Here is a 14,508-nt window from a genome sequence, read left to right as displayed (position 1 = left end):
TTCAGAGGGGTCTGAAGGCAAAATCTGCCTACTTCACCACTTTCAAACTCGGCCGACCGCTAGGACGCGGCGGCTCGCTGTCCGGTGGCGGTAGATCATCACCGCCTTCACCGTCGATCGTTTCGTCATCCTCGAAAGGCGACTCCAGATCGAACACCATGCCTTGGCCATTCTCCCGGGCGTAGATCCCGAGGATGGCACCAATCGGCACGAACAGCGTATGTGGTACGCCACCGAAACGCCCTTCAAAGCTCACCGCTTCGTTGTCCATGTGCAGATGGCGCACGGCACTGGGCGATACGTTCAGCACGATTTGTCCGTCGCTGGCGAAACCCTGTGGCACATCCACCTTGGGAAACTCGGAATTGACCAGCATGTGCGGTGTGCAATCGTTGTCCACAATCCACTCATAGAGCGCGCGGACCAAATAAGGTCGACTGGAGTTCATCAACGGCTCCTTAAGCCTTAGCGCATATCGCGTTCGACACCAGACAGACTCGCCTGGAAAGCCTCACGCGCAAATTGGCGCTCCATGTAATCAAGCAGCGGCTTGGCCGGCCGTGGCAGTTCAATGCCCAGGATCGGCAAGCGCCAGAGTATGGGTAATAGGCAGCAATCCACCAGGCTTTGTTCCTCACTGAGGAAAAAAGGTTTATCAGCGAACAGCGGCGAAACACCGGTCAGGCTTTCGCGCAATTCCTTGCGCGCCTGCACCCGAGCGGCTTCCTTAGAACGCGAATCCAAAATGACATCCACCAGCCCGCACCAGTCACGCTGGATCCGATGGATCAGCAGGCGGCTGTTGGCACGCGCTACCGGGTACACCGGCAGCAAAGGCGGATGCGGGTAACGCTCATCCAAGTATTCCATCACCACGGTTGACTCCCACAACGCCAGGTCACGATCGACCAGGGTGGGCAAGCTGCCGTAAGGGTTCACTTCGATCAGTTTCGGCGGATGACGTCCCGCCTCCACACTGATGATCTCGGCGCTGACACCCTTCTCTGCGAGCACGATGCGTACTCGGTGGGAATAGTGGTCGGCGGGGTCGGAGTAACAGGCCAACCGATTGGTCACGCCCATGGCGGTCCTCCTCGCTTGTTGAAATTATCGAAAGCTCAAAAACGAGCGCGCCCAGAGAGCATCTCTGTAACGTCCGGTCAAACCAGGCGTTACGTGTTCAGAGATGCCGCTGGGCGCGCAAGATTAACAGCAATTGCTTACGGTTGGATCAATGCACATCCTTCCAGTATTCGCGCTTGAGCAGATAAGCGAATACGAAGAAGAAAGCCAGGTACAGCAAGACGTACGTACCGATGCGCTGGTGCTGCAGTTTCACCGGGTTGGCCGAGTAGGCCAGGAAGGTCACCAGGTTCTTGACCTTCTCGTCGAACTGCTCTTCGTTCAGCGTACCGGTCTTGGGCACGATGGTCAGTTGATCGCACGCTTCATGAGTCAGCGGCGTGCCAGTCAACGGATCATATTGCTTCTTGCCGTCTTCAACGACCTGAACCTGCTTGCATCCTACCACTTGACGACCCTGCAGGCCGACCAGAACGTTCGGCATGCCGACATTCGGGAAGACTTTGTTGTTCACGCCATAGGGGCGCGCCGGGTCTTCATAGAAGGACTTGAGGTAGCCGTAGAGCCAGTCGGTACCGCGTACACGGGCCACCAGGGTCAGGTCGGGCGGTGCGGCTCCGAACCAGGCCTTGGCATCGGCCGGTTGCATGCCGGTGTTCATGTGGTCGCCGATCTTCGCGCCAGTGAACACCGCGTGGCTGAGCATCACTTCATGGGGGATGCCCAAGTCATCGGCGACACGCTCGTAACGTTGGAACTTGGCGCTGTGGCAACCCATGCAGTAGTTGGTGAAGGTACGCAGACCATCCTGCATGGCGGCCTTGTCAGACACATCGATGTCGACTTTTTCCAGCTGCGCGCCATGCTCGGCGGCGAAGGACAGTAGCGGCAGAGCCGCAAGCACGAATGCAACGAATAATTTTTTCATCAGCCAGTCACCCTTTCCGGAACCGGTTTGGTCTTCTCGAGCCGGGTATAGAACGGCATCAGAATGAAGTAGGCGAAGTACAGGAAGGTGCAGACCTGCGACAGCAACGTACGCTCGGGGGTCGGCGCCAGCACGCCCAGCACACCCAGGATCACGAACGAAATGCAGAACACCCACAACCAGATCTTGCTCAGCCAGCCTTTGTAGCGCATCGACTTGACCGGACTGCGGTCCAGCCATGGCAGCACGAACAGCACCGCGATGGCTGCGCCCATGGCGATCACGCCCATGAGTTTGTCGGGGATCGCACGCAAGATCGCGTAGAACGGCGTGAAGTACCAGACCGGGGCAATATGCTCGGGCGTCTTGAAGGCGTTGGCCTGTTCGAAGTTAGGTTTCTCCAGGAAATAACCACCCATCTCCGGGAAAAAGAACACGATCGAGCAGAACACAAACAGGAACACCACTACGCCGACAATGTCTTTCACGGTGTAGTAAGGGTGGAATGGAATGCCGTCGAGCGGGATGCCGTTCTCGTCCTTGTGCTTCTTGATGTCCACACCATCAGGGTTGTTGGAACCCACTTCGTGCAGTGCCAGGATGTGCAGCACAACCAGGCCGAGGATCACGATCGGCAAGGCCACCACGTGCAGGGCGAAGAAGCGGTTCAGGGTGATGCCGGAGATCAGGTAGTCGCCACGAATCCACTGGGTCAGGTCGTTGCCGATCACCGGGATTGCACCGAACAGCGAGATGATCACCTGGGCGCCCCAGTACGACATCTGGCCCCATGGCAGCAGGTAGCCCATGAAGGCTTCGGCCATCAGCGCCAGGTAGATCAACATGCCAAACACCCACACCAGCTCACGCGGCTTCTGGTACGAACCGTAGAGCAGGCCACGGAACATGTGCATGTAGACGACGATGAAGAACGCTGACGCGCCTGTGGAGTGCAGCAGGCGCAGGATCGAGCCGTACTCGACGTCGCGCATGATGTATTCGACGGAAGCAAAGGCCTCTTCCGCCGACGGGGTGTAGCTCATCGTCAACCACACGCCGGTGACGATCTGGTTGACCAGCACCAACAAGGCCAGGGAGCCAAAGAAGTAGAAGAAGTTGAAGTTTTTTGGCGCGTAATATTTGCTGAGATGGTCTTCCCACATTTTGGTGGCGGGGAAGCGCGCATCCACCCAATCCATGAACTTGCTCATCACGCGTTCTCCTTGTCGAGGCCAATGACTATGAGGTCGTCAGTTTCGTAGGTATGCGGAGGCACGGGCAGGTTCAATGGAGCAGGCTGGGATTTGTAGACACGGCCAGCGAGGTCGTAGTGCGAGCCGTGGCAGGGGCAGAAATAACCACCGACCCAATCCTTGCCCAGATCGACAGGGGCCACTTCCGGGCGGAAGGTAGGCGAGCAACCCAAGTGGGTACACAGACCAACCAGCAACAGGATCTCTGGCTTGATCGAACGCATTTCGTTCTTGGCGTAGGCGGGCTGATCGGAATTTTCGGATTTCGGGTCAGACAACTGGCCTTCGATCTTTTTCAGATTCCCCAGGATTTCCTCGGTACGGCGAACAATGAAAACCGGCTGGCCGCGCCATTCAGCAATCATCTGCTGACCTGGCTCGATCTTGCTGACATTCACCTTCACCGGTGCACCTGCGGCTTTCGCCTTGGCACTGGGAAACCATGACCCCACGAACGGGACCGCAGCCCCCACCGCTCCTGCAGCACCCACCACGGATGTGGCTGCTACCAAGAAGCGACGCCGGCCTGCATTCACGCCGTCATTGCTCATTCAGTCCTCTCCCATCAGCTTTTTGGCCTGTTAAATCAGGCGTCTACTAAGTGTTGAATCTTTACTTATAAAAATTTTGACGGATGGTAATGAAAAGCCCCACGTATGACAAGGGAATTGCCCGGGCCTCCGCCCTCAGGCCTTGTAGTATAGGGGGTCTACGGATGTGGCAAGTTGTCACGGCGAAAAATGTGCATAAATCGCAGGCAATAAAAAACGCCCAGCTCCGTGAGGAGGCTGGGCGTTTTCTGGAACGTAAAGCGAATTAACGCTTCGAGTACTGCGGACGCTTACGCGCTTTACGCAGACCGACTTTCTTACGTTCAACTTCACGAGCATCGCGAGTAACGAAGCCAGCTTTGCGCAGAGCGCCACGCAGGGTTTCGTCGTACTGCATCAGAGCGCGAGTGATACCGTGGCGGATTGCGCCAGCTTGACCACTTACACCGCCACCGATAACGGTGACGTAGATGTCGAACTTTTCAACGGTCTCGGTCAATTCCAGCGGCTGACGAACTACCATGCGGGCAGTTTCGCGACCGAAGAAGTTGTCCAGGGAGCGGTTGTTGATCGAGATGTTACCAGTGCCCGGACGCAGGAAAACGCGTGCGGTTGCGGTTTTGCGACGGCCAGTGCCGTAATTTTGAGTCGCCGACATAATGAACTATTCCGTTAAAACTTCAGTTCTTGGGGCTGCTGAGCAGCATGAGGGTGTACAGCGCCCGCATAGACTTTCAGCTTGCGAAACATATCGCGACCCAGTGGGCCCTTCGGCAGCATGCCTTTGACCGCGATTTCGATCGGGGCTTCAGGCTTCTTGGAGATCAGGCCTTCAAAGTTGGAAGACTTGATACCGCCTGGGAAACCGGAGTGACGGTAGTACATTTTGTCTTGCGCTTTGTTACCGGTAACACGTACCTGCTCAGCGTTGATGATCACGATGTAGTCACCGGTATCAACGTGCGGGGTGTATTCAGGCTTGTGCTTGCCACGCAGACGGCTGGCGACTTCAGTGGCCAGACGACCCAGGGTCTGACCAGCGGCGTCGACGACAAACCAGTCGCGCTGAACTGTTTCCGGTTTTGCAGTAAAAGTTGTCATTCTTTAATAGCCTCAGGGGCCGCCCTGTAAATTAGACGGCGGATCTTACTGAATAGTGCGTACTTTGACAAGTCAAAGGCAGCCGGATACAGACGCTATCGGGGGCTCGGGTCGGCGCGTCCGTTCAACGGCAAGATTCTTCGGCAGGCGGCGCATCACTTCCACTGCAGAAAGAGGTGGGCAATTATGCAGATTGCGAAAAAAAATTCAACCTGCTTTTATGATTGTTTTCCCCTGAAGGAGTACCCGATGGATTACCGACAGCTGGGCCGCACCGATCTGAACGTCAGCGCCATCGCGTTGGGCACCATGACCTGGGGCGAGCAGAACAGCGAGGCAGAGGCTTTCGCGCAGATCGAACGGGCAAAGGGCGCGGGGATCAACTTCCTCGATACCGCAGAAATGTACCCGGTACCGCCCAAGGCCGACACCTATGCCACCACCGAACGCTACATCGGCAACTATTTCAAAAGCCGTGGCGACCGCGCCGACTGGATCCTCGCCAGCAAGATCGCCGGCCCCGGCAACACGATTGACTACATCCGCGATGGCTACCTGCGTCACAACCGCAAGCACATCACCCAGGCGCTCGACGCCAGCCTCAAGCGCCTGCAGACCGACTGGATCGACCTCTACCAACTGCACTGGCCGGAACGCAGCACCAATTTCTTCGGCCAACTGAGCTACAAGCACAAGGACGAAGACGACCTCACCCCGCTGGAAGAAACCCTCGAAGCCCTGGATGAACAGGTCAAGGCCGGCAAGATCCGCCACATCGGCCTGTCCAACGAAACCCCATGGGGCACCATGAAGTTCCTCGCCCTGGCCGAAGCCCGTGGCTGGCCGCGCGCGGTGTCGATCCAGAACCCATACAACCTGCTCAACCGCAGCTTTGAAGTGGGCCTGGCAGAAATCGCCATCCGTGAGCAGTGCGGCTTGCTGGCCTACTCACCACTGGCGTTCGGCATGCTCAGCGGCAAGTACGAAGGCGGCGCACGGCCGGCCAAGGCACGCCTGACCGAGTACAGCCGGTTCAGCCGTTACTTCAACCCGCAGTCGGAGGCGGCGTGCAGCCGCTATGTGGCATTGGCGCGGGAACATGGCCTGGACCCGGCGCAGATGGCCCTGGCGTTTGTGACGCAGCAGCCGTTTGTGACCAGCAATATTATTGGGGCTACGTCGCTGGAACAGTTGAATAGCAACATTGCCAGTGCCGAGTTGAAACTGTCGAAAGAGGTGTTGGAAGGGATTGAGGCGATTCAAAAGGATCATCCAAACCCCGCGCCTTGATTGACCTTCAGACCGCCATCGCAGGCAAGCCAGCTCCCACATGTTGATCTGTGAATACCGTCAAATGTGGGCGCTGGCTTGCCTGCGATGAGGCCATCAAGAGCACCAGACAATCAAAGTGCCCGCGCAATAATCTCCTTCATGATCTCATTGGTTCCCGCATAAATGCGCTGCACCCGCGCATCCGCCCAGGCCCGGGCAATCGGGTATTCCCACATGAAGCCGTAGCCGCCGTGCAACTGCACGCACTCATCGAGCACCTTGCATTGCAGGTCCGTGGCCCAGTACTTGGCCATCGCCGCTGTCGGCACGTCCAGCTTGCCTTCCAGGTGCAACGCCATGCATTTGTCGACAAACACACGGCCGATCTGAATCTCGGTGGCCATCTCGGCCAGCTTGAATCGGGTGTTCTGGAAGGCGGCAATCGCCTTGCCGAACGCCTTGCGCTCGCGGGTGTAATCCAGGGTCCATTGCAATGCCGCTTCGGCTGAAGACAGTGCGCCTATCGCTACGGTCAAACGCTCTTGAGGCAGTTCCTGCATCAGGTATGCGAAGCCCATACCGGCCTGGCCCAGCAGGTTTTCCTTGGGCACCCGCACGTCCTGGAAAAACAACTCCGAGGTGTCCTGGGCCTTCATGCCGACTTTCTCCAGGCGCTTGCCCTTGTCGAAACCGGGCGTGCCAGCCTCCACCAGAAACAGGCTGGTGCCCTTGGCGCCGGCCTTGGGATCGGTCTTGGCGACTACGATCACCAGATCGGCCAGGTAACCGTTGGTGATAAAGGTCTTGGAGCCGTTGATGACGTACTCATCGCCGTCCAGCACTGCCGTGGTCTTGACCCCTTGCAGGTCGGAACCGGCGCCCGGCTCGGTCATGGCAATGGCCGTAACCATTTCCCCGGAGATCAACTTGGGCAGGTATTTGTGCTTAAGCGCTTCACTGCCGTAATGCAGGATGTAGGGCGCGACGATATCCGAGTGCAGGGAAAAGCCGATGCCGGTCAACCCCAGGCGGCTGACTTCTTCGATCACCACCGCGCTGTAGAGGAAATCTGCGCCCAGGCCGCCATATTCCTCGGGCAGGTGGGAACACAACATGCCCGCCTCCCCCGCCTGGTTCCACAGGCTACGGTCGATATAGCCCTGCTTTTCCCATTGCCCATGAAAGGGCGCGGCGTGTTTTTCGAGGAAGGTGCGCACGCTCTCGCGGAAGAGTTCGTGCTCCGAGCTGAACAAGGTTCTGGGGATCATGGGTCACCTGCGTGGATTGTCGGACAAGGACGAGCCCACAGAGCCTATGCCCCGATGGCGTCACGGGACACTGGACACATGCGACAAAAAATAAGACGATCCAGCCGTCTGGTGACCACTTTCCCCTATAAGAATAAATGAAATTATGTCTAACCAAATCTCCACGCCCCTGCGGCGCGTCAGCATTTTGGCCATTGATCGGGTATTCGCTTCCACCCTCATGCAAGCCAAGGACTTCTTCCATCTGGCCAGCCTGCGTTACGGTAAACAGCAGGGCCTGGGCTTGACCCCAGGGTTCGATACGCGCCTGGTCAGCCCCGACGGGCAGTCGGTGCGCAGCTTCAGCGATGTGATCATGCCGGTGGACGGCGGCCTGGAGGATGCCGATATCATCGTGCTGCCGGCCTTCTGGGACGACTTCGACGCCCTCTGCACCCGCTACCCGCAAGTGTTGCCGTGGCTACGCGAACAACATGCCCGCGGCGCCGTGCTGTGCGGTGAAGCCACCGGGGTGTTCTGGCTGGCCGAAGCCGGGCTGCTCGATGGCAAGGAGGCGACCACCTACTGGCGGTTCTTCAATGCTTTCAGCGAGCGCTTCCCCAGGGTGCAGCTCAACCAGGACAAGCACCTGACCGATGCCGATAACCTGTATTGCGCCGGCGGCACCACCTCGGCCTGTGACCTCTACATCTACCTGATCGAACGCTTCTGCGGCGCCAACATCGCCCAGGCCGTGGCCCGCGACATCCTCTATGAGGTGCAGCGCAGCTATTCGCCGGGGCGTATCGGTTTTGGCGGCCAGAAGCTGCACCAGGACGTGATCATCCTGCAGATCCAGCACTGGCTCGAAGAACACTTCGCCGACAAGTTCCGCTTCGAAGACGTCGCCCGGGAACACGGCATGAGCATCCGCAACTTCATGCGGCGCTTCCAGACCGCCACCGGTGACAAGCCGCTGCATTACCTGCAACGGTTGCGCATCGAGACGGCAAAGGGCCTGCTCTCAGGCAGCCGCAAGAGCATCAAGACCATCAGTTATGAGGTGGGTTACGACGATGCGAGTTTCTTTGCGCGGTTGTTCAGGCAGCACACGGAGTTGTCGCCGAACCAGTATCGCCAGCAATTTCAGCAAGCCGCCTAACTGAAGGAACACAGAAAACAAAGTGGGAGGGACGGTGCGACTTGCTCCCGATTGCGCTGGGTCAGTCACATCTACAGTGACTGACACTCCGAAATCGGGAGCAAGCCCCCTCCCACATTGGATCTCCATTGAGCTGGAGATTGATTAAGGCTTGTGTCCGCGCGACAGGAACTCGTGGGACTGCATTTCAAGCAGGCGACTCAAGGTGCGCTGGAATTCGAAGTTCAAGCGGCCGCCGGTGTACAGGTCCTTGAGCTCGACTTCCGCCGAGATGATCAACTTGACGTTACGGTCGTAGAATTCGTCGACCATGTTGATAAACCGCCGCGCAATATCGTCGGTGGTCACGCCCATCTGCTCGACGCCGCTCAAGATCACCGCGTGGAAGATCTTGCCCAGCTCAATGTAGTCGTTCTGGCTGCGCGGGCCGTCGCACAGCTGGCGGAACTCGAACCAGGCCACGTCATCGCAGGTGCGCAACGCGATGATTTCGCGGTTCTCGATCATCAGCTTGTCGTTTTCCACCGCCTGGGTGCATTCCGGCGTCAGGGCGCGGAAGCTTTTTTTCAGGCTGTCGTGCGCCGCTTGGTTCAGCGGGAAGTGGAACAGCTCGGCTTGCTCCAGGTGGCGCAGGCGGTAATCGACGCCGCTGTCGACGTTGACGATATCGGTGTTCTGCTTGATCAGCGCAATGGCCGGCAGGAAGCGCGCACGCTGCAGGCCGTCCTTGTACAACCCGTCGGGCACGATGTTCGACGTGGCAACCAGGGTCACACCGTTCTTGAACAGCTCTTCCATCAGCGTGCCAAGGATCATGGCGTCGGTGATGTCGGAGACGAAGAACTCATCGAAGCAGATCACCCGCGCTTCTTGGGAGAAGCGCTTGGCGATGATGGTCAGCGGGTTTTTCTCGCCCGGCAGGGTTTTCATCTCTTCGTGCACGCGCTTCATGAAGCGGTGGAAGTGAGTACGGACCTTTTCCTTGAATGGCAGCGCTTCAAAGAAGGTGTCTACCAGATAAGTCTTGCCCCGGCCGACGCCACCCCAGAAGTACAGGCCCTTGACCGGCGTGTGATCTTTCTTGCCAAACAGCTTGCTGAACATCCCTGGTTTGCTTTGCGAGGCCGCGACCAGATCGTCGTACAGGCGCTGCAAATGACGCACAGCATTTTCCTGGGCTGCGTCATGGAAGAATTCAGGGCGTTTCAGATCAGCTTGATATCGTTCTAGGGGCGTCATAATTTCGTTAGCAAGGCAACAAAAACGGGCCGACACTGTAACGACGGCCCTGGAGAATGGCAATCAACCCTTGGTCGGGTTAATCCTCGATTGGGGTCAACGCAGCGCGCAAGGCTTCGATGGCCGCGTCACGCGATGCTTGATCGGCGTACTCGGCACTGTCAGCCACGGCGGCGCCGTCCAGCCATACGCTGAAGCTCAGAGCCTGCGCACGCACGTCCAGCGCATCACCACTTTGCAATTGTTTGGTCACAGCGCCAGCCGCTTTGCCATCGGCAAAGTTGCGCGACAGCAACAGTTGCTCACCATCAGCGGCCAGCAGGCGGAAGCGGAAGCTGCCATCGTCTTCACGAAAACTCACAAAACGCGCAGCCTTCGCCGCTTTTTTCTTGGTGGCGACCGGCGCCGCAGCCTGGTTGACGAACGAACGCAGGCCCACCGCTTCACGCAGCTCGGCCAGGAACGGTGCCGCCACAGCACGGGCCTTCTTGGCGCCGACCAGCAGCAGGTCCTCCATGTCCGATGGGCGCGACATCAATTGATGGTAACGCTCGCGCGCTTCGCCGAGCTGGCCGTCGAGCAGTTGGAACAGACGGTTCTTCGCCTCGCCCCAGCCCAGGCCTTGCAGCAGCTCGCCACGGAATTCTTCTTCCTGCGTCTTGGTCGCGAACGCCTGGTACAGGGTGAACAGGTGCGAATTGTCCGGGTCCTTGGCTTCGCCCGGCGCACGCGAGTCGGTCACGATCCGCGAGATCGCGTCTTTCATGTCCTTGGCGCTGGTGAACAACGGGATGGTGTTGTCGTAGCTCTTGGACATCTTGCGGCCATCCAGGCCCGGCAAGGTGGCGACGCTTTCTTCGATCAGCGCCTCGGGCATGGTGAAGAACTCTTTACCGTTGCCGAACAAGTGGTTGAAACGCTGGCCGATGTCGCGAGCCATTTCCACGTGCTGGATCTGGTCGCGACCGACTGGCACCTTGTGCGCGTTGAACATCAGGATGTCAGCGGCCATCAGCACCGGGTAGCTGTATAGGCCCATGCTGATGCCCGCATCCGGGTCTTCGCCGTTTTCCACGTTCTTGTCCACCGACGCCTTGTACGCATGGGCGCGGTTGAGCAGGCCCTTGGCGGCAACGCAGGTCAGCAGCCAGGTCAGCTCGGGAATCTCCGGGATGTCCGACTGGCGATAGAAGGTCACACGGTTCACATCCAGGCCACCGGCCAGCCAGGTCGCGGCGATTTCCATACGCGAGCGCTGGATGCGCTGCGGATCGTCGCACTTGATCAGCGCGTGGTAGTCGGCCAGGAAGTAGAAGGAGTCGGCATTCGCGTCTTCGCTGGCGAGGATCGCCGGGCGAATCGCACCGGCGTAGTTGCCCAAGTGCGGCGTGCCGGTGGTGGTAATGCCGGTGAGGATTCGGGTACGGGTCGTCATGGGTGATCGCTTGTCATCAATTCGAAAGACGTGGCAGCACCAGATCCTTGAGATCGGTCAGCTTGCCATGAAAAAAGTGTCCGCATTCTGCCACTTTCAGCAACTCATGGGGGCGTTTCAGGGCGGCGGACCAGTCGTAGACCAATTGCGGGTCGACCACTTCATCGCTTTCCGGTTGGATCAGGGTCAACGGGCAGCCTTGGGGCAACACATCTGCATCGCCCAGGCGCATCACGGCGGCAGCCACCATAAACAGGTGCGCAAGCTTTTCACCCTTGGCTTCCAGACGGCCGCCGAGACTGGCCGCGACATAGCCACCGAAGGAAAAACCCAACAAGGTGATCGGCAGTTCGGGATGTTTTGCCCGCAGCCAGGTGACGGCCGCTTCGGCATCGTCGACCTCACCACTGGCCATATCGTGTGTACCGGCGCTGGCACCGACGCCACGATAATTGAAACGCAAAGTAATCAAACCGGCATCGCGGGCAGTGCGTTGCAGGGTCGACACCACTTTATTGAGCATGGTCCCACCCTGCACCGGGTTAGGGTGGCAGATCAGCGCCAGGCCACGTGGTTCGGGGTGATCCAGGTACAAGGCTTCCAATTGGCCCACCGGGCCATCGATCAAAACGGGGGTTTCACGCATGAGCAAGGATGAACTCCGTGACCTCTCAAGGGGTCGACTCGTCTAGCTAAAAGTCTGTGCATGGCATCATTGCGAGCTTAATCGCGGTATACAGCGCAGGTTTGAGCCGTTAACGTAAAGCAAAGCCGTTTATAGAGGAAGGACTCGTGGAACACTCGCTCTTAGTTTGGTTGTTGCCGACTCTTGCCCTGGTTGCCGGTGTCGCCATTGGATTCCTGGTTGCCCGCCTGCTGCCGAATGCCGCGCCTAACCGCACGCAGCGTCAGCTGGATGACATTCAGGAACGTTTTGACAGTTATCAGAACGAGGTTGTTACCCACTTCAACAGCACCGCGACCCTGGTCAAGAAGCTCACCCAGAGCTACCAGGAAGTACAGGATCACCTCGCCGAAGGCGCTAATCGCCTGGCCCTCGACGACATCACCCGCCAGCGCCTGCTGGCTGCGCTGCATTCCGATGCACCGCAAACCCCGCGGGAACGCCTGACCCCGCCTCGGGAAAACCAGGAGCCACCACGGGACTACGCGCCAAAGACGCCGAACGCCCCAGGAATGCTGGATGAGCATTACGGCTTGAAGAAGTAAGTCATCTTCGAGCATTAAAAAAGCCCGGCTGATCTATGATCAGCCGGGCTTTTTTTGGGCGCCACTTCAAGAACAATGCAGATCAATGTGGGAGGGGGCTTGCTCCCGATAGCGGTGGATCAGCCAATGCATCTGTTACTGACAGGCTGCCATCGGGAGCAAGCCCCCTCCCACACTTACCGAGCATGAGCTTAAGTAAGCTGTTGCTCCTGCAACCGCCCACCCTCGATGCGCACATGCCGCCCATGGAAACGCTTGAGGCTGCTGCGGTGGCCGACGCTGACGATGCTCAATCCCGGCAATTCATCGATCAACGCCTGGTACAAGGTTGCCTCGTCTTCTTCATCCATCGCCGAGGTAGCTTCATCCATATACAGCCACTGCGGTGCGAACAACAACGCACGGGCAAAGGCCAGGCGCTGTTGCTCACCCGGCGAAAGCATGCGTTGCCAGTGGCTGGCTTCATCCAGACGATTGAGCAGGTGCGGCAGGCGGCAGGTTTGCAGGACCTGTGCATAACGTTCTGCCGGATAGACGCTGTCGTCTTGTGGATAACTCAGCACCGCCTTGAGCGTACCAATCGGCAGGTAAGGCTTCTGCGGCAGGAACAGGTAGCGCGTCGCCGGCAACCGAATGCTGCCATGACCTGCGGGCCAAAGATGGCCCATCGCCCGCAACAAGGTGCTCTTGCCGCTACCGGAACGCCCGCTGAGCATCACGCGCTGGCCAGGCTCCACGGTCATGTCGGCGTCGGTGAGCAGGTGACGGCCGTCGGCCAGGTCCATGCCCAGATCCGTGATCACCAGGCGCTCGCCGTCAGGGCGCACATCGATGGCCGGGGCTCGCTGCTCGTTGTCGCTCATGGCTTGCTGGAAACTCAGCAGGCGATCACTGGTGGCGCGCCATGTCGCCAGTTCCGAGTAGGCGTTGATAAACCAGCTGAAGTTTTCCTGCACGTTGCCAAACGCCGAGTTGATTTGCATCAGCTCGCCCAGCTCGATTTTGCCGGTGAAGTAGCGCGGCGCGGCCACGATAAACGGGAAGATGATCGCAATCTGGCTGTAGCCGGCGGTGAAAAAGGTCAGGCGCTTGGACACTTTCATGATGTCCCAGAAGTTGTGCCAGACCTTGCCGAAGCGCGTACTCAGGCGTTGTCTTTCATTGGGCTCGCCGTTGTACAGGGCAATGCTCTCGGCATTCTCACGCACCCGCACCATGGAAAAACGCAGGTCCGCCTCGAAGCGTTGCTGTTGGTTGCTCAGGCCGATCAAGCGGCGGCCGATCAGGTGCGTCAGCCAACTGCCCACGGTGGCGTACAGCAGCGCGCACCAGAACATATAGCCGGGGATGGTGATGCCAAACACTTCGATGCTGCCCGATACGCCCCACAGGATGATCGAGAACGACACCAGGCTGACCACATTACGCAGCAACCCAAGGCCGAGGCTCAAGGTGCCGGAGGTGAAGTTGTTGAGATCTTCGGAAATCCGCTGGTCTGGGTTGTCGGTATAACCACCCTGTTCCAGCTGGTAGTAATTCTTGTGGGCCAGCCACCGGGTGAAGTGTTTTTCGGTGAGCCAGGCGCGCCAGCGGATCGTCAGCATCTGGGTCAGATAGAGACGGTAGACCGCGCCGAGAATCGCCACCGCCGCAATGCCGCCGAAATAACCTATCAGTTGCCAGAAGGCGGCGGTGTCCTTCTTCTCCAGGGCGTTGTAGAAATCCTTGTACCAGTGATTGATCCACACGGAAATCGCCACGCTGAACAGCGACAGGCCAATCACTGCAGCCAGCAACAGCCAGGCCCTGCCCTTCTCTTCGCTACGCCAATACGGTGTGATCATGGCCCAGGTTCGGCGGAAGAATTGCCCCCGCACCGCGTCGTTGATCGCGGAGTACTCAGCGTTCTGGTTCATTGTTCAGGCTCGGCAGGAAAAACATCACAGGCGTTTGAACCGATCATAGGTGATCGGTTCGCGCATCCGTGCAGCCTGAAGCAGGTTGTTC

Annotated in this window: 15 protein-coding genes; 3 read left to right on the top strand and 12 right to left on the bottom strand. The window is 58.5% G+C overall.

The window, feature by feature from the left end; translation table 11 throughout:
• Positions 1–28: 28 nt before the first annotated feature.
• The 7 genes from FW800_RS15185 to rplM all read right to left on the bottom strand — a co-directional run bounded on the left by FW800_RS15185 (position 29) and on the right by rplM (position 4,916).
• Complete coding sequence (locus FW800_RS15185; protein WP_005784780.1) at positions 29–448, bottom strand: ClpXP protease specificity-enhancing factor; 420 nt, start codon at positions 446–448, stop codon at positions 29–31.
• Between the two features lie 17 nt (positions 449–465).
• Positions 466–1,083, bottom strand: a complete 618-nt coding sequence (locus tag FW800_RS15180; protein WP_005784778.1) for a glutathione S-transferase N-terminal domain-containing protein — start codon at positions 1,081–1,083, stop codon at positions 466–468.
• A gap of 148 nt (positions 1,084–1,231) precedes the next feature.
• Positions 1,232–2,011 (bottom strand): cytochrome c1, encoded by a 780-nt coding sequence (locus FW800_RS15175; protein WP_032877802.1) that lies wholly within the window; start codon positions 2,009–2,011, stop codon positions 1,232–1,234.
• Positions 2,011–3,222 (bottom strand): cytochrome b, encoded by a 1,212-nt coding sequence (locus tag FW800_RS15170; protein WP_032877803.1) that lies wholly within the window; start codon positions 3,220–3,222, stop codon positions 2,011–2,013. The genes FW800_RS15175 and FW800_RS15170 overlap by 1 nt, the downstream gene beginning before the upstream one ends.
• A complete protein-coding gene (gene petA / locus FW800_RS15165) occupies positions 3,222–3,815 on the bottom strand; it encodes a ubiquinol-cytochrome c reductase iron-sulfur subunit (RefSeq protein ID WP_032877804.1) in 594 nt (197 codons plus the stop codon). The genes FW800_RS15170 and petA overlap by 1 nt, the downstream gene beginning before the upstream one ends.
• A gap of 265 nt (positions 3,816–4,080) precedes the next feature.
• Positions 4,081–4,473, bottom strand: a complete 393-nt coding sequence (gene rpsI, locus FW800_RS15160) for a 30S ribosomal protein S9 (RefSeq protein WP_002555064.1) — start codon at positions 4,471–4,473, stop codon at positions 4,081–4,083.
• 14 nt (positions 4,474–4,487) lie between these two features.
• Entirely contained in the window at positions 4,488–4,916 is a 429-nt protein-coding gene (gene rplM / locus FW800_RS15155) for a 50S ribosomal protein L13 (RefSeq protein ID WP_003171742.1), read from the bottom strand.
• 249 nt (positions 4,917–5,165) lie between these two features.
• Here rplM and FW800_RS15150 point away from each other — a divergent pair, with 249 nt between their 5' ends.
• Positions 5,166–6,206, top strand: a complete 1,041-nt coding sequence (locus tag FW800_RS15150) for an NADP(H)-dependent aldo-keto reductase (RefSeq protein ID WP_446437905.1) — start codon at positions 5,166–5,168, stop codon at positions 6,204–6,206.
• A 113-nt stretch (positions 6,207–6,319) separates the two neighbouring features.
• On the opposite strand, the gene FW800_RS15145 is transcribed toward FW800_RS15150, so the two are convergent.
• The gene (locus FW800_RS15145) at positions 6,320–7,456 is read right to left on the bottom strand and encodes an acyl-CoA dehydrogenase family protein (protein ID WP_446437904.1); all 1,137 of its coding nucleotides are present in this window, start codon (positions 7,454–7,456) and stop codon (positions 6,320–6,322) included.
• Between the two features lie 244 nt (positions 7,457–7,700).
• Between FW800_RS15145 and FW800_RS15140 the strand changes: the two genes are divergently transcribed.
• On the top strand, positions 7,701–8,597 hold the full coding sequence (locus tag FW800_RS15140) for a GlxA family transcriptional regulator (RefSeq protein ID WP_446437932.1): 897 nt from the start codon (positions 7,701–7,703) through the stop codon (positions 8,595–8,597).
• A 144-nt stretch (positions 8,598–8,741) separates the two neighbouring features.
• Here FW800_RS15140 and zapE read toward each other — a convergent pair whose 3' ends face one another.
• From zapE to FW800_RS15125, 3 genes are all read right to left on the bottom strand, one after another.
• Positions 8,742–9,836 (bottom strand): cell division protein ZapE, encoded by a 1,095-nt coding sequence (zapE, locus tag FW800_RS15135; protein ID WP_005784768.1) that lies wholly within the window; start codon positions 9,834–9,836, stop codon positions 8,742–8,744.
• A gap of 79 nt (positions 9,837–9,915) precedes the next feature.
• Positions 9,916–11,271, bottom strand: coding sequence for a tryptophan--tRNA ligase (locus FW800_RS15130; protein WP_446437903.1), 1,356 nt, complete (start codon positions 11,269–11,271; stop codon positions 9,916–9,918).
• Positions 11,272–11,287: 16 nt separating this feature from the next.
• The gene (locus FW800_RS15125) at positions 11,288–11,917 is read right to left on the bottom strand and encodes an alpha/beta hydrolase (protein WP_005784765.1); all 630 of its coding nucleotides are present in this window, start codon (positions 11,915–11,917) and stop codon (positions 11,288–11,290) included.
• A gap of 146 nt (positions 11,918–12,063) precedes the next feature.
• Between FW800_RS15125 and FW800_RS15120 the strand changes: the two genes are divergently transcribed.
• Positions 12,064–12,501, top strand: coding sequence for a YhcB family protein (locus tag FW800_RS15120; protein WP_005784763.1), 438 nt, complete (start codon positions 12,064–12,066; stop codon positions 12,499–12,501).
• A gap of 191 nt (positions 12,502–12,692) precedes the next feature.
• On the opposite strand, the gene FW800_RS15115 is transcribed toward FW800_RS15120, so the two are convergent.
• Positions 12,693–14,417 carry an ABC transporter ATP-binding protein/permease gene (locus FW800_RS15115; RefSeq protein WP_446437902.1) on the bottom strand — a complete coding sequence of 575 codons (1,725 nt, stop codon included), beginning with the start codon at positions 14,415–14,417 and terminating at the stop codon, positions 12,693–12,695.
• Between the last annotated feature and the right edge of the window lie 91 nt (positions 14,418–14,508).

The sequence above is a fragment of the Pseudomonas sp. 910_23 genome (genome assembly GCF_052850795.1).
This window is presented reverse-complemented; position numbering and strand designations above follow the sequence as displayed.

Bases quoted from the DNA above. Each gene is read 5' to 3' on its own strand.
- FW800_RS15115 (WP_446437902.1), bottom strand. From the start codon at position 14,417: ATGAACCAGAACGCTGAGTACTCCGCGATCAACGACGCGGTGCGGGGG.
- rplM (WP_003171742.1), bottom strand. From the start codon at position 4,916: ATGACAACTTTTACTGCAAAACCGGAAACAGTTCAGCGCGACTGGTTT.
- rpsI (WP_002555064.1), bottom strand. From the start codon at position 4,473: ATGTCGGCGACTCAAAATTACGGCACTGGCCGTCGCAAAACCGCAACC.
- FW800_RS15170 (WP_032877803.1), bottom strand. From the start codon at position 3,222: ATGAGCAAGTTCATGGATTGGGTGGATGCGCGCTTCCCCGCCACCAAA.
- FW800_RS15150 (WP_446437905.1), top strand. From the start codon at position 5,166: ATGGATTACCGACAGCTGGGCCGCACCGATCTGAACGTCAGCGCCATC.
- FW800_RS15180 (WP_005784778.1), bottom strand. From the start codon at position 1,083: ATGGGCGTGACCAATCGGTTGGCCTGTTACTCCGACCCCGCCGACCAC.
- zapE (WP_005784768.1), bottom strand. From the start codon at position 9,836: ATGACGCCCCTAGAACGATATCAAGCTGATCTGAAACGCCCTGAATTC.
- FW800_RS15130 (WP_446437903.1), bottom strand. From the start codon at position 11,271: ATGACGACCCGTACCCGAATCCTCACCGGCATTACCACCACCGGCACG.
- FW800_RS15185 (WP_005784780.1), bottom strand. From the start codon at position 448: ATGAACTCCAGTCGACCTTATTTGGTCCGCGCGCTCTATGAGTGGATT.
- FW800_RS15145 (WP_446437904.1), bottom strand. From the start codon at position 7,456: ATGATCCCCAGAACCTTGTTCAGCTCGGAGCACGAACTCTTCCGCGAG.
- FW800_RS15175 (WP_032877802.1), bottom strand. From the start codon at position 2,011: ATGAAAAAATTATTCGTTGCATTCGTGCTTGCGGCTCTGCCGCTACTG.
- FW800_RS15125 (WP_005784765.1), bottom strand. From the start codon at position 11,917: ATGCGTGAAACCCCCGTTTTGATCGATGGCCCGGTGGGCCAATTGGAA.
- petA (WP_032877804.1), bottom strand. From the start codon at position 3,815: ATGAGCAATGACGGCGTGAATGCAGGCCGGCGTCGCTTCTTGGTAGCA.